Source organism: Streptomyces nojiriensis (genome assembly GCF_017639205.1).
Taxonomy (GTDB): Bacteria; Actinomycetota; Actinomycetes; order Streptomycetales; family Streptomycetaceae; genus Streptomyces; species Streptomyces nojiriensis.
In genome coordinates, this window is the sequence record NZ_CP071139.1 from 6,459,457 (window position 1) to 6,481,259 (window position 21,803).

At 70.4% G+C, this 21,803-nt stretch carries 19 protein-coding genes and 1 pseudogene; 9 read left to right on the forward strand and 11 right to left on the reverse strand.

Annotation, left to right across the window (positions count from 1 at the left end):
* Window positions 1-21 precede the first annotated feature (21 nt).
* The 4 genes and pseudogenes from JYK04_RS30215 to JYK04_RS30230 form a co-directional block, all read right to left on the reverse strand.
* Window positions 22-1,095, reverse strand: a complete 1,074-nt coding sequence (locus JYK04_RS30215) for a hypothetical protein (protein WP_189745644.1) — start codon at window positions 1,093-1,095, stop codon at window positions 22-24.
* Window positions 1,077-1,736 (reverse strand): annotated as a pseudogene (locus JYK04_RS30220) (ABC transporter ATP-binding protein); the annotation flags it as partial. The gene JYK04_RS30215 and the pseudogene JYK04_RS30220, both read right to left, overlap by 19 nt.
* A gap of 311 nt (window positions 1,737-2,047) precedes the next feature.
* Window positions 2,048-3,409 (reverse strand): aspartate aminotransferase family protein, encoded by a 1,362-nt coding sequence (locus tag JYK04_RS30225; protein WP_030008595.1) that lies wholly within the window; start codon window positions 3,407-3,409, stop codon window positions 2,048-2,050.
* Between the two features lie 3 nt (window positions 3,410-3,412).
* Entirely contained in the window at window positions 3,413-3,916 is a 504-nt protein-coding gene (locus JYK04_RS30230) for an Lrp/AsnC family transcriptional regulator (RefSeq protein WP_007266859.1), read from the reverse strand.
* A 168-nt stretch (window positions 3,917-4,084) separates the two neighbouring features.
* On the opposite strand from JYK04_RS30230, the gene JYK04_RS30235 reads away from it, so the two are divergent.
* The 3 genes from JYK04_RS30235 (at window position 4,085) to JYK04_RS30245 (ending at window position 7,337) form a co-directional block, all read left to right on the forward strand.
* Window positions 4,085-5,524 carry a gamma-aminobutyraldehyde dehydrogenase gene (locus tag JYK04_RS30235; protein ID WP_189745648.1) on the forward strand — a complete coding sequence of 480 codons (1,440 nt, stop codon included), beginning with the start codon at window positions 4,085-4,087 and terminating at the stop codon, window positions 5,522-5,524.
* Between the two features lie 92 nt (window positions 5,525-5,616).
* Window positions 5,617-6,795 (forward strand): polyamine ABC transporter substrate-binding protein, encoded by a 1,179-nt coding sequence (locus JYK04_RS30240; protein ID WP_229876764.1) that lies wholly within the window; start codon window positions 5,617-5,619, stop codon window positions 6,793-6,795.
* A 77-nt stretch (window positions 6,796-6,872) separates the two neighbouring features.
* The gene (locus tag JYK04_RS30245; RefSeq protein ID WP_189745653.1) at window positions 6,873-7,337 is read left to right on the forward strand and encodes a hypothetical protein; all 465 of its coding nucleotides are present in this window, start codon (window positions 6,873-6,875) and stop codon (window positions 7,335-7,337) included.
* A gap of 3 nt (window positions 7,338-7,340) precedes the next feature.
* Here the strand turns inward: JYK04_RS30245 and JYK04_RS30250 are convergent, their stop codons facing one another.
* The 5 genes from JYK04_RS30250 to JYK04_RS30270 all read right to left on the reverse strand — a co-directional run bounded on the left by JYK04_RS30250 (window position 7,341) and on the right by JYK04_RS30270 (window position 12,270).
* Entirely contained in the window at window positions 7,341-8,540 is a 1,200-nt protein-coding gene (locus tag JYK04_RS30250) for a serine hydrolase domain-containing protein (RefSeq protein ID WP_189745655.1), read from the reverse strand.
* A 150-nt stretch (window positions 8,541-8,690) separates the two neighbouring features.
* Window positions 8,691-9,359, reverse strand: a complete 669-nt coding sequence (locus JYK04_RS30255; protein WP_189745657.1) for a response regulator — start codon at window positions 9,357-9,359, stop codon at window positions 8,691-8,693.
* Entirely contained in the window at window positions 9,356-10,522 is a 1,167-nt protein-coding gene (locus JYK04_RS30260; RefSeq protein WP_425282273.1) for a sensor histidine kinase, read from the reverse strand. Before JYK04_RS30260 ends, JYK04_RS30255 begins: the two co-directional genes overlap by 4 nt.
* Window positions 10,519-11,208 carry a glycerophosphodiester phosphodiesterase gene (locus JYK04_RS30265; RefSeq protein ID WP_189745659.1) on the reverse strand — a complete coding sequence of 230 codons (690 nt, stop codon included), beginning with the start codon at window positions 11,206-11,208 and terminating at the stop codon, window positions 10,519-10,521. The genes JYK04_RS30260 and JYK04_RS30265 overlap by 4 nt, the downstream gene beginning before the upstream one ends.
* A gap of 36 nt (window positions 11,209-11,244) precedes the next feature.
* On the reverse strand, window positions 11,245-12,270 hold the full coding sequence (locus JYK04_RS30270; RefSeq protein ID WP_189745661.1) for an adenosine deaminase: 1,026 nt from the start codon (window positions 12,268-12,270) through the stop codon (window positions 11,245-11,247).
* A gap of 110 nt (window positions 12,271-12,380) precedes the next feature.
* On the opposite strand from JYK04_RS30270, the gene JYK04_RS41985 reads away from it, so the two are divergent.
* Window positions 12,381-13,073 carry a DUF4190 domain-containing protein gene (locus JYK04_RS41985; RefSeq protein WP_189745663.1) on the forward strand — a complete coding sequence of 231 codons (693 nt, stop codon included), beginning with the start codon at window positions 12,381-12,383 and terminating at the stop codon, window positions 13,071-13,073.
* A 10-nt stretch (window positions 13,074-13,083) separates the two neighbouring features.
* On the opposite strand, the gene JYK04_RS30280 is transcribed toward JYK04_RS41985, so the two are convergent.
* Window positions 13,084-14,673 (reverse strand): TROVE domain-containing protein, encoded by a 1,590-nt coding sequence (locus JYK04_RS30280; RefSeq protein ID WP_189745665.1) that lies wholly within the window; start codon window positions 14,671-14,673, stop codon window positions 13,084-13,086.
* Between the two features lie 499 nt (window positions 14,674-15,172).
* On the reverse strand, window positions 15,173-15,727 hold the full coding sequence (locus JYK04_RS30285; protein ID WP_189745667.1) for an NADAR family protein: 555 nt from the start codon (window positions 15,725-15,727) through the stop codon (window positions 15,173-15,175).
* A gap of 194 nt (window positions 15,728-15,921) precedes the next feature.
* Between JYK04_RS30285 and JYK04_RS30290 the strand changes: the two genes are divergently transcribed.
* The 5 genes from JYK04_RS30290 (at window position 15,922) to JYK04_RS30310 (ending at window position 21,767) form a co-directional block, all read left to right on the forward strand.
* Complete coding sequence (locus tag JYK04_RS30290) at window positions 15,922-17,439, forward strand: gamma-aminobutyraldehyde dehydrogenase (RefSeq protein ID WP_189745669.1); 1,518 nt, start codon at window positions 15,922-15,924, stop codon at window positions 17,437-17,439.
* A 68-nt stretch (window positions 17,440-17,507) separates the two neighbouring features.
* Entirely contained in the window at window positions 17,508-18,758 is a 1,251-nt protein-coding gene (locus JYK04_RS30295) for a polyamine ABC transporter substrate-binding protein (protein WP_189745671.1), read from the forward strand.
* 128 nt (window positions 18,759-18,886) lie between these two features.
* Window positions 18,887-20,035, forward strand: a complete 1,149-nt coding sequence (locus JYK04_RS30300) for an ABC transporter ATP-binding protein (RefSeq protein ID WP_189745673.1) — start codon at window positions 18,887-18,889, stop codon at window positions 20,033-20,035.
* A complete protein-coding gene (locus JYK04_RS30305; protein ID WP_189745674.1) occupies window positions 20,032-20,961 on the forward strand; it encodes an ABC transporter permease in 930 nt (309 codons plus the stop codon). Before JYK04_RS30300 ends, JYK04_RS30305 begins: the two co-directional genes overlap by 4 nt.
* Complete coding sequence (locus tag JYK04_RS30310) at window positions 20,961-21,767, forward strand: ABC transporter permease (RefSeq protein WP_189745676.1); 807 nt, start codon at window positions 20,961-20,963, stop codon at window positions 21,765-21,767. The genes JYK04_RS30305 and JYK04_RS30310 overlap by 1 nt, the downstream gene beginning before the upstream one ends.
* Window positions 21,768-21,803: the final 36 nt, after the last annotated feature.

Below are 21,803 nucleotides of genomic sequence, written 5' to 3' on the forward strand. Positions count from 1 at the left end.
CCACCCTAAGGGCTGCTCCGGTCAGCGGGTCAATGCCAGCGACGTCAGCTGCGCCACACCCCAGCTGAGCGGTACGCACACGGCCAGGAGCGCGGTGGCCCGCAGACTCGCGGCGCTGCGCAGGACGTTGGCGGGGGCACCCAGGTCGAGCAGGGCCGTGCGTCCGGGCTGCCGGATCCGGCGGGCCTCCACCACGGATGTGAGGAGGGTCGCGGCGGCGCACAGGGCCACCAGGACGACGGCCGGCCAGGTCAGCGGACCCAGCGGGACGGGCAGCCCGCCCCGGTCGCGCAGGGCGAACGCGGTCAGGGCACCAGTGGCCACCGAGCAGAGCACTCCCAGCGGGGGGCCGATCCGGGGGGCCTCCTCCTGGAGGGTCCGTCCGGCCAGCAGCCGCAGTGCTCCCGGGCGCACGGCCTGGACCAGGCTCCCGCAGGCGTAGGCGAGCCCCGGTCCGGCGAGGGCGAGCCCGACCGCGGTCAGCGACCAGCCGATGAGCGCCCCGGCGTCGCCCCGGCCCGCGTAGGCCGAGGCCGCGAGCCCGCAGGCGGTCAGCGCGATGCCCCAGGGCAGTCCGGTCTGGGGAGCCAGCGGCGGGCGCGGGCGCAGCGCGACGGCGGTGGCGGCCGAAGCGGTCAGCGGGATCAGGGCCAGCAGGGTGAGGGCGCCCGCCACCGGCAGCGGCTGGTCGGCGTGCAGCAGCTCGGCCCCGGTCCCGTCGAACGGCAGCCCTGCCAGCTCCCCGCGCAGGTGGAGGAAGGCGGCCAGGGCCAGGGCGCTGCCCAGGGCGCAGGCGACGGCGGTGGACATCGCGGCGGCCAGCATGAGCCGAACGGGTCCCAGCCCGACGGCGTCGAGTCCCTCGCGGGGCTGGGTCGCGGGGTCGGCCCGTGCCACGACGACGGCGAAGTGCACGGTGACGGCCAGCGGGATCAGGGCCCACAGCAGGCGAGGGAACGATCCGGCGGGCCGGGCCACGGCGCCGGCGAGTACATAGAGGAACAGGAAACCGGTTCCGGCCGAGGCCGCGGCGACGAGGAGCCGCCGCAGCTGGACGAGCGGCCGGGAACCACGGGCTAGGCGGAGAGCGAGCACGCGGCCTGGTCCTCCGTGGTGTCGGCGACGGGGGAGGCGGCGGCCGCGGCCCCCGCGAGGCGGCCGTCGAGCAGGGCGATCCGGCGGTCCGCGACGGACGCGGTGGCCTCGTCGTGGGTGGCCACCAGCACGGTGATGTCGTGGGAGCGGGCCGCGGTGGTCAGCGTCCGGAGCAGCAGGTCCCGCTCCGTGCGGTGCAGGGGGGCCGTGGGCTCGTCGGCGAAGATCACCGCGGGCTCGTTGACCAGGGCCCGGGCGAGTGCGACCCGCTGGCACTCGGCGCGGGTCAGGGCGCGGGGGCGCTTGCGGGCGAAGCCGGCGATGTCGAGGCGGTCCAGCCATTCGCAGGCGGCCATGCGGGCGGTGCGGTGGGAGGCACCGGCGAGCAGCAAGGGCAGGGCCGCGTTCTCCCAGACCTTCAGCTCGGGCAGCAGCTGGGGCTCGTGGCCGATCCAGCCGAACCGGTCGCGGCGCAGCCGTTCACGGACGAGGGCGCCCATGGTGTTCATGGGGACGCTGTTGAACCAGACCTCGCCCTGCTGGGGCCGCAGCTGCCCGGACAGACAGCGGAGCAGGGTGGTCTTGCCGCTGCCGCGGGGACCGGTCAGGGCGAGGATCTCGCCCGGGCGGACCCCGACGGAGATCTCTACGAGGGCGGGGGACCCTCCCCCGGACTTCGTCCGGGGGGACCCCCCGTGGGAGTAGTGAAGGGACCGAGCCCACAGGACGTCATTGTCAGGCGGGGCATTGTCCGGTGGAGACACCATGGCGTACACCTCCGTCCGAGGGAACGAAGCGGAGCCGGTCGAAGTCACTGGCGCCACAGTGAGATGTAAAGAGACGAACGTCTTGGATGGTGACAGCACACGGCCCGGACCCCCTCGTTCTCACTCGAACGGGGGATCCGGGCCGTGTGGTCGGACTACTGCGGCGCGGGCGGTTCAGGCTCCGGTTACAGCTTGGTCCATGCCTCGGTGAGCACCGAGCGCAGGATTCCCTCGATCTCGTCGAAGGTGCCCTGGTCGGCGATCAGCGGCGGCGCGAGCTGGATGACCGGGTCACCGCGGTCGTCGGCCCGGCAGTACAGGCCGTTCTCGAAGAGCGCCTTGGAGAGGAAGCCGTAGAGCACGCGCTCCGTCTCCTCGTCCGTGAAGGACTCCTTGGTGTCCTTGTCCTTGACGAGCTCGATGCCGTAGAAGTAGCCGTTGCCGCGGACGTCGCCGACGATCGGCAGGTCGTGCAGCTTCTCCAGCGTGGTGCGGAAGGCGTCCTCGTTGTTCAGCACGTGCTGATTGAGGCCTTCCTTGTCGAAGATGTCGAGGTTGGCGATCGCCACCGCCGAGGACACCGGGTGTCCGCCGAAGGTGTAGCCGTGCAGGAAGGTGTTCTCGCCCTTGTAGAACGGCTCCGCGATGCGGTCCGAGACGATGCAGGCACCGATCGGGGAGTAGCCCGAGGTCATGCCCTTGGCGCAGGTGATCATGTCCGGCACGTAGCCGAACTTGTCACAGGCGAACATCGTGCCGAGGCGGCCGAAGGCGCAGATCGTCTCGTCGGAGACGAGCAGCACGTCGTACTCGTCGCAGATCTCGCGGACGCGCTGGAAGTACCCGGGCGGCGGCGGGAAGCAGCCACCGGCGTTCTGCACCGGCTCCAGGAAGACGGCGGCGACGGTGTCGGCGCCCTCGAAGAGGATCTCCTGCTCGATCTGGTCGGCGCACCAGCGGCCGAAGGCCTCCGGGTCGTCGCCGTAGATCGGGGCGCGGTAGATGTTGGTGTTCGGCACCTTGTGCGCGCCGGGCACCAGCGGCTCGAAGGGGGCCTTCAGGGCCGGCAGGCCCGTGATGGACAGGGCGCCCTGCGGGGTGCCGTGGTAAGCGACCGCACGCGAGATGACCTTGTACTTCGTGTGCTTGCCCTGCAGCTTGTAGAACTGCTTGGCGAGCTTCCAGGCGGTTTCGACGGCCTCGCCGCCACCGGTGGTGAAGAAGACCTTGTTCAGGTCGCCCGGGGCGTAGTTCGCGAGGCGCTCGGCGAGTTCCACGGCCTTCGGGTGGGCGTACGACCACACCGGGAAGAAGGCGAGCTGCTGAGCCTGGTTGTAGGCGACCTCGGCCAGTTCCTTGCGGCCGTGACCTGCGTTGACCACGAACAGTCCGGCGAGACCGTCGAGGTAGCGCTTGCCCTTGTCGTCGAAGATGTAGGTGCCCTCACCACGCACGATGGTGGGGACGGGTGCGTTCTCGTACGACGACATGCGGGTGAAGTGCATCCACAGGTGGTCGTATGCGGTCTTGGAGAGGTCCTGGCTCACGGGCTATCGAGTTCCCCACATGTAGGTCTGCTTCTTCAGCTTCAGATAAACGAAGCTTTCGGTTGATCGCACGCCGGGGAGCGTGCGGATCTTCTTGTTGATCGTTTCGAGCAGGTGGTCGTCGTCCTCGCAGACGATCTCCACCATCAGGTCGAACGAACCTGCGGTCATGACCACGTACTCGCACTCGGCCATGGCGGTCAGCGCATCGGCCACCGGGTCGAGGTCGCCCTCGACGTTGATGCCGACCATGGCCTGGCGTCGCAGGCCCACGGTGAGCGGGTCGGTGACGGCGACGATCTGCATGACGCCCTGGTCGAGCAGCTTCTGCACCCGCTGGCGCACAGCGGCTTCGGAGAGGCCTACGGCCTTGCCGATCGAGGCGTAGGGACGGCGACCGTCCTCCTGCAGTTGCTCGATGATCGCCAGGGACACAGCATCGACCGAAGGGGACGGTTGTCTGTTCCTTGAATCTGCGCTTCGACTGACCACGACCTCACTGTGCACGAGGGTCGTCTGTTCCGCAAGACGGAATCGATGAAATCCGTTGTTTGAGAACTCAGATCTCACTGATTTCGTAGTTGGTGGCGTCTGGGTCTGTCGAAAGCCTCTGCCGAGAGGCTAGGCTTGGTATTCGTCTCAATCGTTGGACATGTGATCAGGAGTGTGGCTGTAGTGACCACCGAACTGCGTCGTCTGCGCAACTACATCGGCGGGGAGTTCAAGGACGCCGCCGACGGGCGGACCACCGAGGTGGTCAACCCGGCCACCGGCGAGGTGTACGCCACCGCCCCGCTCTCGGGCCAGGCCGATGTGGACGCCGCCATGGCCGCCGCCGCGGCCGCCTTCCCGGGCTGGCGCGACACCACCCCCGCGGAGCGCCAGAAGGCCCTGCTGAAGATCGCGGATGCCTTCGAGGCGCGCGCGGACGAGCTCGTCGCCGCCGAGTCGGAGAACACCGGCAAGCCGCTGGCCCTCACGGCCAGCGAGGAGCTGCCCCCGATGGTGGACCAGATCCGCTTCTTCGCGGGTGCCGCACGGCTCCTGGAGGGCCGCTCGGCCGGCGAGTACATGGAGGGGATGACCTCGATCATCCGCCGTGAGCCGGTCGGTGTCTGCGCCCAGGTCGCGCCGTGGAACTACCCGATGATGATGGCCGTGTGGAAGTTCGCCCCGGCCATCGCGGCGGGCAACACCGTCGTGCTCAAGCCCTCGGACACCACCCCGGCCTCCACCGTCCTGATGGCGGAGATCATCGACTCGGTGCTGCCCAAGGGCGTCTTCAACGTCATCTGCGGTGACCGCGAGACCGGCAAGGCCATGGTCGAGCACTCCACCCCGGCGATGGCCTCCATCACCGGCTCGGTGCGCGCGGGCATGCAGGTCGCCGAGAGCGCCTCCAAGGACGTCAAGCGCGTCCACCTGGAGCTGGGCGGCAAGGCCCCGGTCGTGGTCTTCGAGGACGCCGACATCGCCAAGGCCGTCGAGGACATCGCGGTCGCCGGCTACTTCAACGCCGGCCAGGACTGCACCGCCGCCACCCGCGTGCTCGTGCACGAGTCGATCCACGACGAGTTCGTGGCCGCGCTCGCCAAGGCCGCCGCCGACACCAAGACCGGCCAGCCGGACGACGAGGACGTGCTGTACGGCCCGCTGAACAACCCGAACCAGCTCAAGCAGGTCGCGGGCTTCATCGAGCGCCTCCCCGCCCACGCCAAGGTCGAGGCGGGTGGCCACCAGGTCGGCGAGAAGGGCTACTTCTACGCCCCGACCGTGGTCTCCGGCCTCAAGCAGGACGACGAGATCATCCAGAACGAGGTCTTCGGCCCCGTCATCACCGTCCAGTCCTTCGCGAGCGAGGGCCAGGCCCTGGAGTACGCGAACGGCGTCGAGTTCGCCCTCGCCTCCTCCGTGTGGACCAAGGACCACGGCCGCGCGATGCGGATGTCCAAGAACCTCGACTTCGGCTGCGTGTGGATCAACACCCACATCCCGCTCGTCGCCGAGATGCCGCACGGCGGCTTCAAGAAGTCCGGCTACGGCAAGGACCTCTCCGCCTACGGCTTCGAGGACTACACGCGCATCAAGCACGTGATGACCTCGCTCGACGGCTGATCGGCCGCATCGATCACAGCACAGCGTTGACGGGGCGGGCAGTAGACAACATGTCTATTGCCCGCCCCCTCGCGTTCGCCGAGGCTTTGCCCATGCCTGAACTCGCCTTCTCCCGCCGTTCTGCGCTGTACGGCCTCGGTGCCGCGGGCCTCGCGGCCGCCCTCGCCGGCTGCGGCGTGCCGGCCGCCTACGTTCCCGAGGAAGGGCGCGAGGGCCCGGACCGCTCCGAGCGGGACCGCAGCGTCACGTTCTCCAACTGGCCGCTCTACATCGACACCGACGAGGAGGACGAGGAGCGCCGCCCGACCCTGGAGGCCTTCTCGGAGCGGACCGGCATCGAGGTCCGGTACAGCGAGGAGATCAACGACAACGACGAGTTCTTCGGCAAGGTCAGCCCGGCGCTGATGAACCGCCAGGAGACCGGCCACGATCTGATCGTGGTCAGCGACTGGATGGCCGCCCGCTTCGTGCACCTGGGCTGGGCCCAGAAGCTGGACCGGTCGGCCCAGCCCAACGTGGCCCGGCACCTCGACCCGCAACTGCGTTCCCCCGCCTTCGACGAGGGCCGGCTGCACACCGTCCCCTGGCAGTCGGGTATCACCGGTATCGCCTACAACCGCAAGGCCCTGGGCCGGGAGATCAAGTCGGTCAAGGACCTGTGGCAGCCGGACCTGGCGGGCAAGGTCACCCTCTTCTCCGGCCTCGACGAGTCCTTCGCCCTACTCATGCAGGGCAACGGAGTGGACGTCACCCGCTGGACCGAGTCCGACTTCCACCGGATGTGCGACCAGGTCGAGAACATGGTGAAGAAGAAGCACATCCGCCGCTTCACCGGCAACGACTACACCTCCGATCTCAGCAAGGGCGATGTCCTGGCCTGCCAGGCCTACTCCGGTGACGCCATCCAGCTCCAGGCCGACAACCCGGACATCGAGTTCGTCGTCCCCGAGGAGGGGGCCGAGCTGTGGGCCGAAAGCCTGCTCGTCCCCAACCTGGCCCGGCACAAGGCCAATGCCGAGGCCCTCATCGACCACTACTACGCGCCCGAGGTGGCCGCCTCGCTCGCCGCCTCCGTCAACTACGTCTGCCCCGTCCCGGCCGCCCGGGAGGTCCTGGCCGCCTCCGACGACCAGGAGACCGCCGAACTGGCCGAGAACCCGCTGATCTTCCCGGACGACGACATGCGCAAGCGGCTCGTCGTGGCCCGGGACATCTCCTCGGCCGAGCGCCGGTCCCTCGCCAAGCGCTGGAACGCGATCGTCGGCCTCTGACCCCGCCGAGTGAGGGGTATTGAACACGTTCAGCAATTTGGCTGAACGTGTTCAGAAATGGGCGTAGGCTTCCTTCCATGAGCGAGAGAAGCGCCCTGCAGCGGCGTATCCGTGCCTGGTTGACCCTGTTCCTGATCTGCCTCGTGCTCAGCGGCCTCACCGCCTTCCCCCTGGTCAGCGAGCTCCGCTGGGCCAACGCCCTGATCGACAACGAGTGGCTGCGACGAGTGGGCGACGGGCTGGAGCGGGCCGACGCCGACTACCCCTTCCTCCTCTACGGAACCGACTGGCTCGCCTTCGCCCACCTCGTCATCGCCGTCTTCTTCTACGGGGTCCACCGCGACCCGGTCCGCAACATCTGGATCGTCGAAGCCGGCATGATCGCCTGCGCCGGAGTGATCCCGCTGGCCCTGATATGCGGCCCGATCCGAGGCATCCCCATCTGGTGGAGCGTCATCGACATGTCGTTCGGCGTCTTCGGCGTGATTCCCCTGCTGGTCCTCCACCGCATGATCAAGCGCCTTGAGTCGATGCCCGCTTGACGCCTACTGGGCGAAGGCCGCCATCACGACGCCCAACACCACCGGGTTCATGTCCTCGCCCTTGGCGTTCGTGGAGTTGACCGAGTAGACCAAGGTGCGGGACAGGTCCCGCGTCGCACCTATGCCGGTGTTGTACCCGTGCCGGCCACCGGACTTGCCCCACGCCACCGTTCCGTCCGGCAGGACGATCCTGGACAGTCCCGCGGTCATCGTGGCGTCCTTCCCGCTGCCGAAGGTCTTCACCGCGGGCACCGTGAACATCTCCTCCAGCTGGGCCGCCGGCACGACCCGCCCGCCGAACAGGGCCTTGGTGAACCGCTCCAGATCGGCCGTGGTCGAGATGATGTCCCCCGCCGCCCAGCGGTCCGAGGAGTTCCACTCGGTCACGTCCCGCAGCTCCCGGGAGCCGTCCGCCCCGACTGTCGCCTGGTACCCGTGGTTGTGCGGGCCGGGGATCGTCGTCTGCGTCCGGGACGGGAACGAGGTCTGGCGCAGACCGAGCGGCCTCAGGATCCGCCGCCCGACCGCCTCCTCGTACGAGGTGCCCGTCACCTTCTCGACGAGCACGCCCAGCAAGGTGTAGTTGATGTTCAGGTAGTGCTGGGCCGAGCCCGGGGCGAACTCCGGCTCCTTCCCCAGGGCGTCGGCCAGCTGGTCGTGCGGGTCGGTCACATCGAAGCGGTGCTCCCACTGCGCCTCGAACGAGTCGCCCGGGCCGTCCGCGGCCGGTATCCCGCTCGTGTGGTTGAGCAACTGCCGGACGGTGACCGCACCGTAGGCGTCGGGGACCGTCCCGGGCAGGTACCGCCGGACCGGCCGGTCCAGGTCCACCCGGCCCTCGGCCGCCAGCTGGAGGACCACCGCCGCGGTGAAGGTCTTGGTCACCGACCCCGCCCGGAACCTCCCCTGCTCGACGGCCGCCCGCCCGGTGACGATGTCCGCGACACCGGAACCGCCCCGCCAGCTGCCGCTCGTACCCCCGACGCGGACCAGCGCGGCAGTCGCGTCCTTGTGCTCCGCCCCCAGACCGGCGATCACCCGCTCCAGTACCGCCGCATTCGGCGGGGCCGGTACGAGGGGCGCCGAGACGCCCGCCGTACCCCCCGCCGGCGCGGGAACCGAAGCGGCGTGTGCGACGACGGGTCCGGACGCGATGCCCAGGACCAGAGCGGCTGCGATCAGCGTGCGCGTACGTGCGTTCATGGTGGTGTGCTCCCCCTGTGAGGTCATCGGCGCCGTCTGCCCCGATGACCTCAATGCTCCAGGTCAGAGGGGTAGTTGCGGATCACCCAGCAGAGGGGTCTTCAGCGGTACGACAACTACCCGGTGCGGGGGAGACGACACGCCGTCCCCTCACTCCCCGGAGGGAGTACCCGCCGCGATCAGGCCCGTCTCGTAGGCGCAGATCACCGCCTGGATCCGGTCCCGCAGCCCCAGCTTCGCCAGCACGTTCCCCACGTGCGACTTCACCGTGTGCTCGCTCACCACCAGCGCCCCCGCGATCTCCGCGTTGGACAGGCCCCGCCCCAGGTGCAGCAGCGTCTCCCGTTCCCGCGCCGTCAGCACCTCCAGCCGGTCCGCCGGAAGGGAGGGCCGCGCCGTCGCCGTCGTGTACTCCTCGATCAGCCGCCGCGCCACCGACGGCGCCAGCAGCGACTCGCCCGCCGCCACCACCCGTACGGCGTGCACCAGGTCGTCCCGCCGCACGTCCTTCAGCAGGAACCCGCTCGCCCCCGCGTGCAGCGCCTCGTACACGTACTCGTCCGAGTCGAAGGTCGTCAGCATCACCGTGCGGCACGCGCTCCCGGCCGAAATCGCCCGGCACGCCTCGATCCCGTCCAGCACCGGCATCCGGATGTCCAGCAGCGCCACGTCCGGCGCGAGCCGGGACACCGCCTCCACCGCCGCCGCGCCGTCCCCCACCTCCGCCACGACCTCGATGTCCTCCTGGACGTCCAGGATCATCGCGAAGCCGCTGCGCACCAGCTCCTGGTCATCGGCCACCACCACACGGATCGTCAATTCCCCACCTCCAGCGGCGAGGTTACAAGGGACACCCGCACCGAGTACCCGACCCCGTCCGGGCCCGGGCCGGACTCCGCAGTACCGCCGTGGGCCGCCGCCCGCTCGCGGATGCCGATCAGCCCGTGCCCGCCCGAGGCGCCACCGGGCCCCCGGCCGTCGTCCGTGACCGTCACCGTGAGCGTCCCCGGCCCGTACACGAGCGTCACGTCCGCCGCGGCGGCCCCGGCGTGCTTGACCACGTTGGTCAGGGCTTCCTGCACCACCCGGTGCACGGTCGCCTCCAGCGCTGCCGACAGCTCGCGCACCGCGCCGGTCCGTTCGTACGTCACGCGCAGCCCGCTGGCCAGTACCCGGTCCACCAGCTCGGCCAGCCCGGAGATCCCCGGCTGCGGACTCCGGGGCGCGGCTTCGTCGGTGCGCAGCACGCCCAGCATCGCGCGCAGCTGCGCCATCGCGTCCCGCCCCGTCTCCGCGATCGCCTCGAAGGCCGCCTCGGCCCGCTCCGGGGCCCGGCGCACGGCCACCGGTCCGGCCTCCGCCTGCACGATCATGATGCTGACCGCGTGCGAGAGGATGTCGTGCATCTCGCGCGCGATCCTGGCCCGTTCACGTGCGGCGGCCTGTTCCGCCTCGATCCGGTTGGCCCGCTCCAGTTCGGCGGCGCGCGCCTCCACGGCCGCCGTGTACGCCTGCCGCGTGTGCTGGAGCCGTCCCAGGGCGTAGGCCGCCGCCGAGACGAAGAGCGTGAACAGCAGTTCCCGCGCCGTCCCCGTCTCCCAGCCCACCGACAAGGCGACCGACACCACGGCGGCCACCCCCACGGCTGCACGGACCCGCGGGGCGCACTGCAGGGCGACCGTGTAGAAGGCGATGAGGCCCGCGTACGGCAGCGGCTGACCCGGCCCGTCGACGGCGACCTTGTAGATCCCCCCGACGGCCAGGATCGCCGCCAGTACCGCCACGGGTGCCCGCCGGCGCCAGACCAGGGGCAGCACGGCGGCCGTGGTCATCGCGTACGAGAGCCAGGTCACGGGCGGGAGGTCGGGCGACCGGGGCACGACGAACGGCATCGTGACGGCCAGCTGCACGAGCAGGGTCAGGCCCAGGTCCTGCCACCGCGGATCGGCGCCGCGGATCCCCTCCCGGAAGGCCCGTATCACCTTCCGAGGCCGGCGCGTACGGACGTCAGCGCGTCCAGCCGGTTCGTGGTGATCGCGTCGACCCCCGCCGCGACCAGGCCCTTCATCGTCCGCTTGGTGTCCGCGGTCCAGGCCGACACCAGCAGGCCGTCCCGGTGGAGCGCGTCCACCAGCTCCCGGCTCACCAGTCCGAAGCGGTAGTTGAGCCAGCGCGGCGCCACGGCGTCGATCAGCGTCCGCCGCGGCGGCGACAGCGAGGTCCAGGTCAGCGCGATCTCCGCGCCCGGATCGGCGGCCCGCACGGCCAGCATCGTGTTCGGGCCCGCGCAGTAGTAGGTCCGCTCGCGCGCCCCGCACTCGCGGACCTCGCCCACGACGATGCGGACCGCCTCGGGCGTGGCGCCGGGCAGGTCGAGCATCAGCCGGCCCGGCCCGGCGGCCGTCAGGGCGTCGCGGAGTGTGGGAACGCCGCCCAGGGTCAGCCCCTTCAGCTGCGGGGCCGTGACCTCGTCGAGGCGTAGGTCGTGGCCCCACAGCCGCTGCAGCGTCGCGTCGTGCAGGAGGACCGGCACGCCGTCCCGGGTCAGCCGTACGTCGATCTCGACGGCGTCCGCCCCGCGCGCGAAGGCGGAGCGGATCGACGCCAGGGTGTTCTCACGGACACGGTAGGGATCGCCGCGGTGGCCGACGGCAGTCAGAGTGCTCATGTCCCCATTCTCAGGGGCGCAGTTGCCCGGAACGCGTCAGCGCGCGAGCCATTCGGCGGTGTACGTGTCGATCTCCGCGTTCAGCTTCGCCTTGCCGGCCGGGTCCAGGAAGGAGGCCTCGACGGCGTTCTTGGCGAGCTGGGCGAGCCCGCGCTCGTCGAGGTCGAGGAGGCGGGCGGCCACCGCGTACTCGTTGTTCAGGTCGGAGCCGAACATCGGCGGGTCGTCGCTGTTGATGGTGACGAGCACGCCCGCCGCGACCATCTCCTTGACGGGGTGCCGGTCGAGGTCGGTCACCGCGCGGGTCGCGATGTTGGAGGTCGGGCAGACCTCCAGCGCGATCCGGTGCTCGGCGAGGTACGCGAGCAGCTCCGGGTCCTGGGTGGCACTGGTGCCGTGGCCGATGCGCTCGGCGCCGAGCTCGCGGATGGCGTCCCAGATCGTCTCCGGACCGGTGGTCTCGCCGGCGTGCGGGACGCTGCGCAGACCGGCGGCGCGGGCGGCGTCGAAGTACGGCTTGAACTGCGGGCGAGGGACGCCGATCTCGGGGCCGCCGAGGCCGAAGGAGACCAGCCCCTCGGGACGGTGGTCCACGGCGAGCCGGGCGGTCTCGGCGGCGGCCTCCAGGCCGGCCTCGCCGGGGATGTCGAAGCACCAGCGCAGGATGACGCCGAGTTCGGCCTCGGCGGCCCGGCGGGCGTCCTCGATGGCCTCCATGAAGGCCTTCTCGTCGATGCCGCGGCGGGTGGAGGAGTACGGGGTGATGGTCAGCTCGGCGTAGCGGATGTTCTGCCGGGCCATGTCGCGGGCGACTTCGAAGGTGAGGGTGCGCACGTCGTCCGGGGTGCGGACCAGGTCGACCACCGACAGGTAGACCTCGATGAAGTGCGCGAAGTCGGTGAAGGTGAAGTAGTCGGCGAGGGCCTCGGGATCGGTGGGGACCTTCGAGTCGGGGTGCCGGGAGGCGAGCTCGGCCACGATGCGCGGGGATGCCGAGCCGACGTGGTGGACGTGGAGTTCGGCCTTGGGCAGCCCCGCGATGAAGGGGTGCAGGTCGGTCATGGGGATGCCTCCGGGAGGACGCGGGTGCGGGCAGGTCGGGATTCATCGTAGGCACGCCCGTGACTGTCGGTGGCAGCGCTTAGCATGGCTGTACGAGAGGGGGGCGCCGTATGACCGACAGCAGTCCCGAGCCGCGAGACCCGTGGGCGCCGCTGGAGCGGCCGGCGGTGGAGCCGGGCAGGCCGCAGGGCGGGCCGGGGGCGCCGGGCGTGTCGGGCGCGCCGTCCGTGCACGACCAGCCGACGCTCGCCGGGATGCCGGGCGACCAGTTCACCCCGCCCGCGCCGACCCCGACCCCGGCGCCGATACCGACGCACACCCCGCCCCCGATGACCGGTCCGCCCGCGTCCGCGGCGTACGGGTATCCGGCCCAGCCCGGCTACGGATACCCCGGCGACGCCGGGTACCCCGGGCAGAGCGGCCACCCGGGGTACCCCGGGTACCAGGGATACCCGGGCCAGAGCGCGTACCCGCCCTACGGGGTGCAGCGCAGCAACGGCTTCGGTATCACCGCGCTCGTCCTCGGCATCCTCGCGGTCGTCGGCTGCATCACCAGCTTCTTCGCGATAGCGCTCGGGGCGGCCGCGGTCGTCTTCGGCGCGCTGGGCCGCGGCAAGGCGAGCCGCGGCGAGGCGGACAACGGCGGGATGGCGCTCGCCGGCATCATCCTGGGCTCGATCGGCATCCTGCTGGGCGCCGTGATGATCGCGGTCGTGTTCGCCGGCTTCATGGAGCGGGGCTCCGTCGACGACTCGCCCTACGACAGCCCCTACGACAACTCCCAGGTCCGCGAGAAGGTCTGACCGGGCCGCCTCAGGAGGCCCACGGCCAGTCGGCGTCTCGGCCGGCCTCGATCAGGGACACCATCCGGAAGGCCCCGTCGGTGAGCCCCCCGAAGGCGTGCCGGTTCGCGGTGCCGGAGGGTGCGTGCCCCACCCGGTAGCCGGCCAGGTTCCAGGTGTAGACCGGAACCGCGGGCGGCACCTCGGCCGTCGGATCGCCGCCGTTGCCGTACGAGGCGGCCTGCTCGTCGGTGACGATCAACACCCGGTCGTGGCCGTCGTAGTGCTGCTTCACCGCCTTGGCCGTGTAGGTCCCGCCGCGCTGTCCGAACCGCTCCAGCACCTTCAGCACGGACTCGCCGCGCTCGCACCGGACCGCCTCGCTGGTCGTACCGAACTGCACCAGGTCGGCCCGCTCGGCCCGCAGCGCCAGCGCCGTTCCGAAAATGGCCGCGGCGTCCGCCCGGTTGAGCTCGGAGCGGTCCGACAGCGGGGACCACATCGACCCGGACCGGTCGACGAGGACCAGGGTCCGGCCCGGCAGCGCCGGTACGTTGGCCAGCGAGTGGCCGAGTGCCTGCTCCAGCGGGTACGACCAGCGCAGCGAGGGCGCGTGCTGGTAGGCGGCCAGGTAGCGGAAGGGGAACTGCCGGGACCGCGCGACGACCTCCGGGTCGGAGATCCTCGCCGCGACCTGAGCGGCCACCGCGTCCGAGACCCCGGCCCGGTCGAAGTTGCGCAGGTTGCGCAGCAGCGCCATCGCGCCCATGGAGGGGATGACCGCCTCCCAGGCGGCCGCGTCCATCGGCCCCTGCAGCCAACCGGCCAGCGACTCCCAGGTCATGCCCGCCGCCGCGAGCCGCTCCGCCCCGTCGGGGGCGACGACCTGGGCCCGGCGCTCCCGTACCGGCAGCTCCATCAGCGCCCGGTGGGCCGCGAGGGTCCGGTTGCCCGCCGGGACCTCGGCGCTCTCCGGGTTGTGACTGCGGTCGAGGGCGTAGCGGAACAGCTCGCCCTGCCAGGGCTTGGCCGGGTCGGGGGAGGCGTGCACGAGGTTGAGGACGTCGCCGAAGCGGTAGGCCTTGGAGTCGGTGTCGTACTTCAGCAGCGAGGTGCCGGAGTAGAGCCGGCGCACGGCGTCGGCGATCCCGCGCTTGACGGGCTTGGGCACGTTGCGCCCGTACGCCGCCGTCCAGTAGGCCAGCAGCTCACCGGGTTCGTCCGCGCGCCGCAGCACGGAGTCGACCACCCGGCGGTTCGAAGGCCCGTCGGTGGCGCCCGCGTCGAGCCGGGCCTTCACGTACTCGGCGGCGCCGACGAGCGATGCGGTCCGCATGTTCGCGTCCCCGCGGAGCCAGCCCAGCAGGCCGGCCGTCCAGGCGGGATCCTCGACCGCGAGGGTGCGCACGAGCGCCGCGAACCGGTCGTCGCGTGCCTGGCCGCCCTCGTAGGCGGTCCGCTGCGTCACGAAGTTGGCTACGGCGAGCAGGAACAGCTCGGAGCGCGGGTCCCGCAGGTGGCCCGGGCCGCCCTGAGCGGTGCGGGCGGGGCCGGTGGAGCGTACCGGCGAAGTGGGCGAGGCGGGCGCCGACTTGGGCGCGCGCTGGTTGAAGCGAGCCATGAGAATCCCCCCGAATTCGATGGAAGCGGGGGAGGCGTTGCGTGAGGGATGCCCGAGATCGGGAGTCGGCGGCGGACTTTATGCCCGACGAGCTGCCTGGCTGCTCCACCGGCCCGTTCCCTTGCGGGTGACGAGCCGGGTGGGATTCGAACCCACGACCTCCGGGTCCCCAGAAGTAACCGTCGCCTGCGCACCGGGCATCCCCCACGCGGGCCTCCCGAGATCAAGGTGGCGGCGGCCTGGTTTCTTTGCAGAAGAAGGAGCCGCAGCCTGCGCACCGGGAGGTGCGTGACGTAGGTGTCCAGAGATCGAAGTCGGCGAAACCACAAGGTGCTCTACCAGCTGAGCTACACCGGCCTGAAGCCGGTGACGGGACTCGAACCCGCGGCCGCCCGATTATGAGTCGAAGTAGGTCTCGCCTGCGCACCTGGACGCTGCTCACGTTAGGCGGCCCGTCCGGGCCGCCGCCACGCATTTATCCGGTACCCGGGCCGCAGGGTCACCCGGCCGTCTCGCGCAGCCGCTCGCGGGCCTCCATGAGGGCGAAGCCCAGCAGGTTCAGTCCGCGCCAGCGCGCCGGGTCCAGGGCGCGTCCGTCGTCGGCGGCCAGCCCGATGCCCCAGATTCGGTCCATCGGACTCGCCTCCACCAGCACCCGGTTCCCGGTGCCCAGCAGGTACCCGCGCAGCGCGGGGTCGGAGCCGAACTTGTGCACGCTGCCCTCCACCACCAGGGCGAACCGCTCGCGCTCCCATATCGCGTTGTCGAAGCCGCGTACGAGCCGCCCGACCTTCTTCGCCTCCGCCGGGCTCTTCGCCGCCACCGCGGCGCGCTCCGCCTCGGCGTCCTCGAACAGCCGGGCCTTGCCGGCCATCATCCAGTGTTCCGCGGTCGCATAACGGACGTCACCGACGGTGAAGGAAGCGGGCCACCACTGGCTCAGGCAGCTCGGACCGAGCCTGCCGTCCGGCTGCGGGCGGTGCCCCCAGAACGGCAGGTACTTCACCCGCTCACCGCGGCTGACCTGCTTGATCAGTTCGTCCATCATCTCCATGCACGCGAGTCTGGCAGTCGCCACTGACACTTCGTACGGGATTTTCGGTGTGCCTCGACACATGGTCGACTGATTCCGTCGCGTAATCAAAAGGCAACAACGGAATCACTTGGCCGAGGGCGTCACCTCTGTCAGGATCGGCACTCAATTCGAGCTGTAGCTCGAACTGTAGCTACGGAGAGCGTGAGAGCGTTATGGGCAACCGCTTCCAGGTCAAAGACCGCTTCGCGGACGGCGCGCAGTACATCGACGGGCGACTGAGGTCCGGCACCTCCGGACAGTCACACACCGTGGTCGATCCGGCGACCGGCGACGAGGTCCTGACCTACGAGCTCGCGAGCACCGCGGACGTCGACGAGGCCGTCGCCGCCGCCAAGAGGGCCTTCCCGGGCTGGTCCGGCGCCACCCCCGGCGAGCGTTCGGACGCCCTGCACCGGCTGGCGGCCGTCCTGGCGGAGCAGGCGGAGGACTTCGCGTACGCCGAGTCCCTCCAGTGCGGCAAGCCGATCAAGCTGTCCACGGAGTTCGACGTACCGGGGACCATCGACAACACCGCCTTCTTCGCGGGCGCCGCCCGCCACCTCCAGGGGCAGGCGGCCGCCGAGTACTCGGGCGACCACACCTCGTACGTACGCCGCGAGGCCATCGGGGTCGTCGGCTCGATCGCGCCCTGGAACTATCCGCTCCAGATGGCCGCCTGGAAGATCCTCCCGGCGATCGCCGCGGGCAACACCATCGTCCTCAAGCCCGCCGAGCTCACCCCGCTCACTTCCCTGATGTTCGCGCAGGCGGCCAAGGACGCGGGCCTGCCCGACGGCGTGATCAACATCGTCACCGGCGCCGGCCGCGAAGCCGGAGAGCACCTGGTGGGCCACCCCGACGTGGTGATGACCTCCTTCACCGGCTCCACCGCCGTCGGCAAGCGGGTCGCCGAGATCGCCACCGCCACCGTCAAGCGGCTCCACCTGGAGCTCGGCGGCAAGGCCCCCTTCCTCGTCTTCGACGACGCCGACCTGGAGGCCGCCGCACACGGCGCCGTCGCCGCCTCCCTCATCAACACCGGCCAGGACTGCACGGCCGCCACCCGGGCCTACGTCCAGCGCCCCCTGCACGACGCCTTCGTCGCCCGGGTGGCCGAGCTGATGGAGAGCGTCCGCCTCGGCGACCCCTTCGCGCCCACCACCGACCTGGGACCGCTCGTCTCGCACGCCCAGCGCGACCGGGTCGCCGGGTTCGTCGAGCGCGCCCGCGCCTACGCCACCGTCGTCACCGGCGGCGAGATCCCGGCCGGGGACCTGGCCGAGGGCGCGTACTACCGGCCCACCCTCATCGCCGGCGCCGCCCAGGACAGCGAGGTGGTCCAGTCCGAGATCTTCGGCCCGGTCCTCGTCGTCCTGCCCTTCGACACCGACGACGAGGGCATCGCGCTGGCCAACGACACCCCGTACGGACTCGCGGCCTCCGCCTGGAGCCGTGACCTCTACCGGGCCAACCGGGCCACCCGCGAGATCAAGGCGGGCTGCGTCTGGGTCAACGACCACATTCCGATCATCAGCGAGATGCCCCACGGGGGCTACAAGGCCAGCGGCTTCGGAAAGGACATGTCGGCCTACTCCTTCGAGGAGTACACGCAGGTCAAGCACGTGATGTACGACAACACCGCGGTAGCCGAGAAGGACTGGCACCGCACGATCTTCGGGGACCGTCCGTAACCATCCGCGGCGACGCCGCGTGGGCCCACCGCCTGACCAGCGGTACACCTCCCGAAAGGGCACAGCGCATGGAGCAGTTCGAGCCCGACCGCCTCTCGGCGGCGCAACTCGCCGCGATGCGGCGCAGCCTCACCAGTGGGCGCGGGGCCCTCACCCGCCGCTCGCTGCTGCGCGCCTCCGGAGTCGGAGCGCTCACCCTCGGAGGGCTGTCCGCCCTCACCGCGTGCGGGATCCCGCCCGCCAAACGCGAGGGCGACGCGGCAGCGGCCTCCGACGACCACTCGGCCCAGGAGAAGGAGATCAACTTCTCCAACTGGACCGAGTACATGGACACCAGCGAGGACGAGAAGAGCCGTCCCACGCTGGAGGAGTTCACGAAGCGGACCGGCATCAAGGTCAAGTACACCGAGGACATCAACGACAACGTCGAGTTCTTCGGCAAGATCCGCCCCCAGCTCGCGGCCGGCCAGGACACCGGCCGCGACCTGATCGTGGTCACCGACTGGCTGGCCGCGCGCATCATCCGCCTCGGCTGGGCGCAGAAGCTGGACCCCGCGCACCTCCCGCACGCCTACGCCAACCTGATCCCGCAGTTCCGCACCCCCGACTGGGACCCGGGGCGGTCCTACAGCTATCCCTGGACCGGCATCGACACCGTCATCGCCTACAACGAGAAGGCGACCGGCGGCAAGAAGGTCGACTCCGTCACCCAGCTGCTCGACGACCCCTCCCTCAAGGGCCGCGTCGGCTTCCTCACCGAGATGCGCGACAGCGTCGGCATGACCCTGCTCGACCAGGGCAAGGACCCGGCGAAATTCACCACCGCCGACTTCGACGAGGCCATCGGACGGCTCCAGAAGGGTGTGGACAAGAACCAGATCCGCCGCTTCACCGGCAACGACTACACCTCCGACCTGGACAAGGGCGACCTGGCCGCCTGCCTCGCCTGGGCAGGCGACGTCATCCAGCTCCAGGCCGGCAACCCGGACATCAAGTACGCCATCCCGGCCCCCGGATACATCACCTCCAGCGACAACCTGCTGGTCCCCGCCAAGGCCCGGCACAAGGCCAACGCGGAGAAGCTGATCGACTTCTACTACGAGCCCGAGATCGCCGCCCAGCTGGCCGCGTACATCAGCTACGTCTGCCCGGTCGAGGGCGTCAAGGACGAGCTGGCCAAGATCGACCCCGCGCTCGCGGACAACCCCCTGATCGTCCCGGACAAGGCGATGGCCGCCAAGGCCCACGCCTTCCGCTCCCTCACCAGCGAGGAAGAGACGGCGTACGAGGAGAAGTTCGCCAAGCTCATCGGCGCCTGACGCACGCCCTGCGGCGGGCCGGTCCCGCCGGACCGCGGCGCCGACCGCCGGACCCTCCGGCGGCGGCCCGGCCCGGCCCGCTCCGCCGAGCCTTCGACCCCTTGCCCCACCCAACCCCGGGACCATTCATGACTGACAAGACCGCGGGCGGCGACGTCCGCCTCTCCGGGATCAGCAAGCACTACGGCACCTTCACCGCCGTGCACCCGCTGGATCTCACCATCCCCCAGGGCTCCTTCTTCGCCCTGCTCGGCGCCTCGGGCTGCGGGAAGACCACCACCCTGCGCATGATCGCCGGCCTGGAGGAGCCCTCCACCGGCACGGTGCACCTCGGCGACCGGGAGGTCACCGACCTGCAGCCGTACAAGCGCCCGGTCAACACGGTCTTCCAGAGCTACGCGCTCTTCCCGCACCTGAGCATCTTCGAGAACATCGCCTTCGGGCTGCGCCGCCGCGGCATCAAGTCGGTCAAGAAGCAGGTCGACGACATGCTGGAGCTGGTCCAGCTCGGCCAGTTCGCCCAGCGCAAGCCCCACCAGCTCTCCGGCGGCCAGCAGCAGCGCGTCGCCGTCGCCCGCGCCCTGATCAACCACCCGCAGGTGCTCCTCCTCGACGAGCCGCTCGGCGCCCTCGACCTCAAGCTGCGCCGCCAGATGCAGCTGGAGCTCAAGCGGATCCAGACCGAGGTCGGCATCACCTTCGTGCACGTCACGCACGACCAGGAGGAGGCCATGACCATGGCCGACACGGTCGCCGTGATGAACGGCGGCCGCGTCGAGCAGCTGGGCGCCCCCGCCGAGCTGTACGAGAACCCGGGCACCACCTTCGTGGCCAACTTCCTCGGCACCTCGAACCTCATCGAGGCCTCGGTGGAATCCGCCGGCTCCGACGTCGTCGTCTCCGCCTCCGGTACCACCCTCCGGCTGCCCGCCGCCCGATGTTCGACCACTCCCCGCGCCGGCGGAAAGCTCCTGGTCGGGGTGCGCCCGGAGAAGGTGTCCCTGGTCCCGGCCGAGGAGGAGGACGCCATCGCGACGGGCCGGAACAAGATCACCGGCCGCATAGCCGCCTCCTCCTTCATCGGAGTCTCCACCCAGTTCGTCATCGACAGCCCCGTCTGCCCCGAGCTCGAGGTCTACGTCCAGAACATCGAGCGCGACGGCCGCCTGGTCCCGGGCGCCGAGGTGGTCCTGCACTGGAACCCGGAGCACACGTTCGGCCTCGACGCGGCCCAGGACATCGACGCGGGCATCGAGACGGTGGAGGAGAGCGCATGACGACCACCGCGGCGCCGCCCCAGGCGCCCGCCTCCACCGAACCCCCGGTCCACAAGCCGTCCGTGCGCAAGCGGCTGGTCCCGTACTGGCTGCTGCTCCCCGGCATCCTGTGGCTGCTGGTGTTCTTCGTGCTGCCGATGGTCTACCAGGCCTCCACCTCGGTGCAGACCGGCTCCCTCGAAGAGGGCTTCCAGGTCACCTGGCACTTCGGGACCTACTGGGACGCCTTCACCGAGTACTACCCGCAGTTCCTGCGCTCCCTGCTCTACGCGGGCACCGCGACCGTGCTGTGCCTGCTGCTCGGGTACCCGCTGGCCTACCTGATCGCCTTCAAGGCCGGCCGCTGGCGCAACCTGCTCCTCGTCCTGGTGATCGCCCCGTTCTTCACCAGCTTCCTGATCCGCACGCTGGCCTGGAAGACGATCCTGGCCGACGGCGGCCCGGTGGTCGCCGTCCTCAACAACATCGGCTTCCTCGACGTCACCAGCTGGCTCGGCATGACCGAGGGGGACCGGGTCCTGGCCACACCGCTCGCGGTGGTCTGCGGTCTGACGTACAACTTCCTCCCGTTCATGATCCTTCCGCTGTACTCCTCGCTGGAGCGCATCGACACCCGCCTCCACGAGGCGGCCGGGGACCTGTACGCCCGCCCCGCCACGGTCTTCCGGAAGGTGACCTTCCCGCTCTCGATGCCGGGCGTGGTCTCCGGGACCCTGCTCACCTTCATCCCGGCGAGCGGCGACTACGTGAACGCCGAGCTGCTCGGCTCCACGGACACCCGGATGATCGGCAACGTCATCCAGTCGCAGTACCTGCGGATCCTCGACTACCCGACGGCGGCCGCGCTGTCCTTCATTCTCATGGCGATCGTGCTGATCATGGTCACCATCTACATCCGCCGAGCGGGGACGGAGGACCTGGTCTGATGCGCAATCCCCTCACCTGGCTCCGGCGCAACCTGGTCGTCATCGCGGGCCTCGGCACGCTCGCGTACATGATCCTGCCGAACGTCGTCGTCACCGTCTTCTCCTTCAACAACCCCACCGGGCGTTTCAACTACGCCTGGCAGGAGTTCTCCCTCGACGCGTGGAAGGACCCCTGCGGGGTCGCCGACATGTGCGGCTCCCTGTCGCTCTCGCTCCAGATCGCCCTCTGGTCCACCCTCGTCGCGACCGCGCTGGGCACCGCGATCGCCTTCGCGCTCGTGCGCTACCGCTTCCGGGCGCGCGGGGCGGTCAACTCGCTGATCTTCCTGCCCATGGCCATGCCCGAGATCGTGATGGCGGCCTCGCTGCTCGCGCTCTTCCTCAACATGGGCATCGAGCTGGGCTTCTGGACGATCCTGATCGCCCACATCATGTTCTGCCTCAGCTTCGTCGTCGCCGCCGTGAAGGCGCGTGTCCTGTCCATGGACCCGCGGCTGGAGGAGGCGGCCCGGGACCTCTACGCCGGCCCGGTGCAGACCTTCGTACGGGTCACCCTGCCGATCGCGGCACCCGGTATCGCGGCGGGCGCGCTGCTCTCCTTCGCGCTCTCGTTCGACGACTTCATCATCACCAACTTCAACTCGGGCAACACCGTCACCTTCCCCATGTTCGTGTGGGGATCGGCCCAGCGCGGTACGCCCGTGCAGATCAACGTCATCGGTACGGCGATGTTCGTCATCGCGGTGCTGGTGGTCCTCGCCGGCCAGATGGTCGGCAACCGCCGCAAGAAGGCACAACCGAAGTAATTCGGGAAAGCACGTCATCAGTTCCGTAGGGAGTTG

Excerpts from the sequence above, each read along its gene's own strand:
- JYK04_RS30240 (WP_229876764.1), top strand. The coding sequence starts at position 5,617 with ATGCCTGAACTCGCCTTCTCCCGCCGTTCTGCGCTGTACGGCCTCGGT.
- JYK04_RS30245 (WP_189745653.1), top strand. The coding sequence starts at position 6,873 with ATGAGCGAGAGAAGCGCCCTGCAGCGGCGTATCCGTGCCTGGTTGACC.
- JYK04_RS30250 (WP_189745655.1), bottom strand. The coding sequence starts at position 8,540 with ATGAACGCACGTACGCGCACGCTGATCGCAGCCGCTCTGGTCCTGGGC.
- JYK04_RS30265 (WP_189745659.1), bottom strand. The coding sequence starts at position 11,208 with ATGAGCACTCTGACTGCCGTCGGCCACCGCGGCGATCCCTACCGTGTC.
- JYK04_RS30270 (WP_189745661.1), bottom strand. The coding sequence starts at position 12,270 with ATGACCGACCTGCACCCCTTCATCGCGGGGCTGCCCAAGGCCGAACTC.
- JYK04_RS41985 (WP_189745663.1), top strand. The coding sequence starts at position 12,381 with ATGACCGACAGCAGTCCCGAGCCGCGAGACCCGTGGGCGCCGCTGGAG.
- JYK04_RS30280 (WP_189745665.1), bottom strand. The coding sequence starts at position 14,673 with ATGGCTCGCTTCAACCAGCGCGCGCCCAAGTCGGCGCCCGCCTCGCCC.
- JYK04_RS30285 (WP_189745667.1), bottom strand. The coding sequence starts at position 15,727 with ATGGAGATGATGGACGAACTGATCAAGCAGGTCAGCCGCGGTGAGCGG.
- JYK04_RS30290 (WP_189745669.1), top strand. The coding sequence starts at position 15,922 with ATGGGCAACCGCTTCCAGGTCAAAGACCGCTTCGCGGACGGCGCGCAG.
- JYK04_RS30295 (WP_189745671.1), top strand. The coding sequence starts at position 17,508 with ATGGAGCAGTTCGAGCCCGACCGCCTCTCGGCGGCGCAACTCGCCGCG.
- JYK04_RS30300 (WP_189745673.1), top strand. The coding sequence starts at position 18,887 with ATGACTGACAAGACCGCGGGCGGCGACGTCCGCCTCTCCGGGATCAGC.
- JYK04_RS30305 (WP_189745674.1), top strand. The coding sequence starts at position 20,032 with ATGACGACCACCGCGGCGCCGCCCCAGGCGCCCGCCTCCACCGAACCC.
- JYK04_RS30310 (WP_189745676.1), top strand. The coding sequence starts at position 20,961 with ATGCGCAATCCCCTCACCTGGCTCCGGCGCAACCTGGTCGTCATCGCG.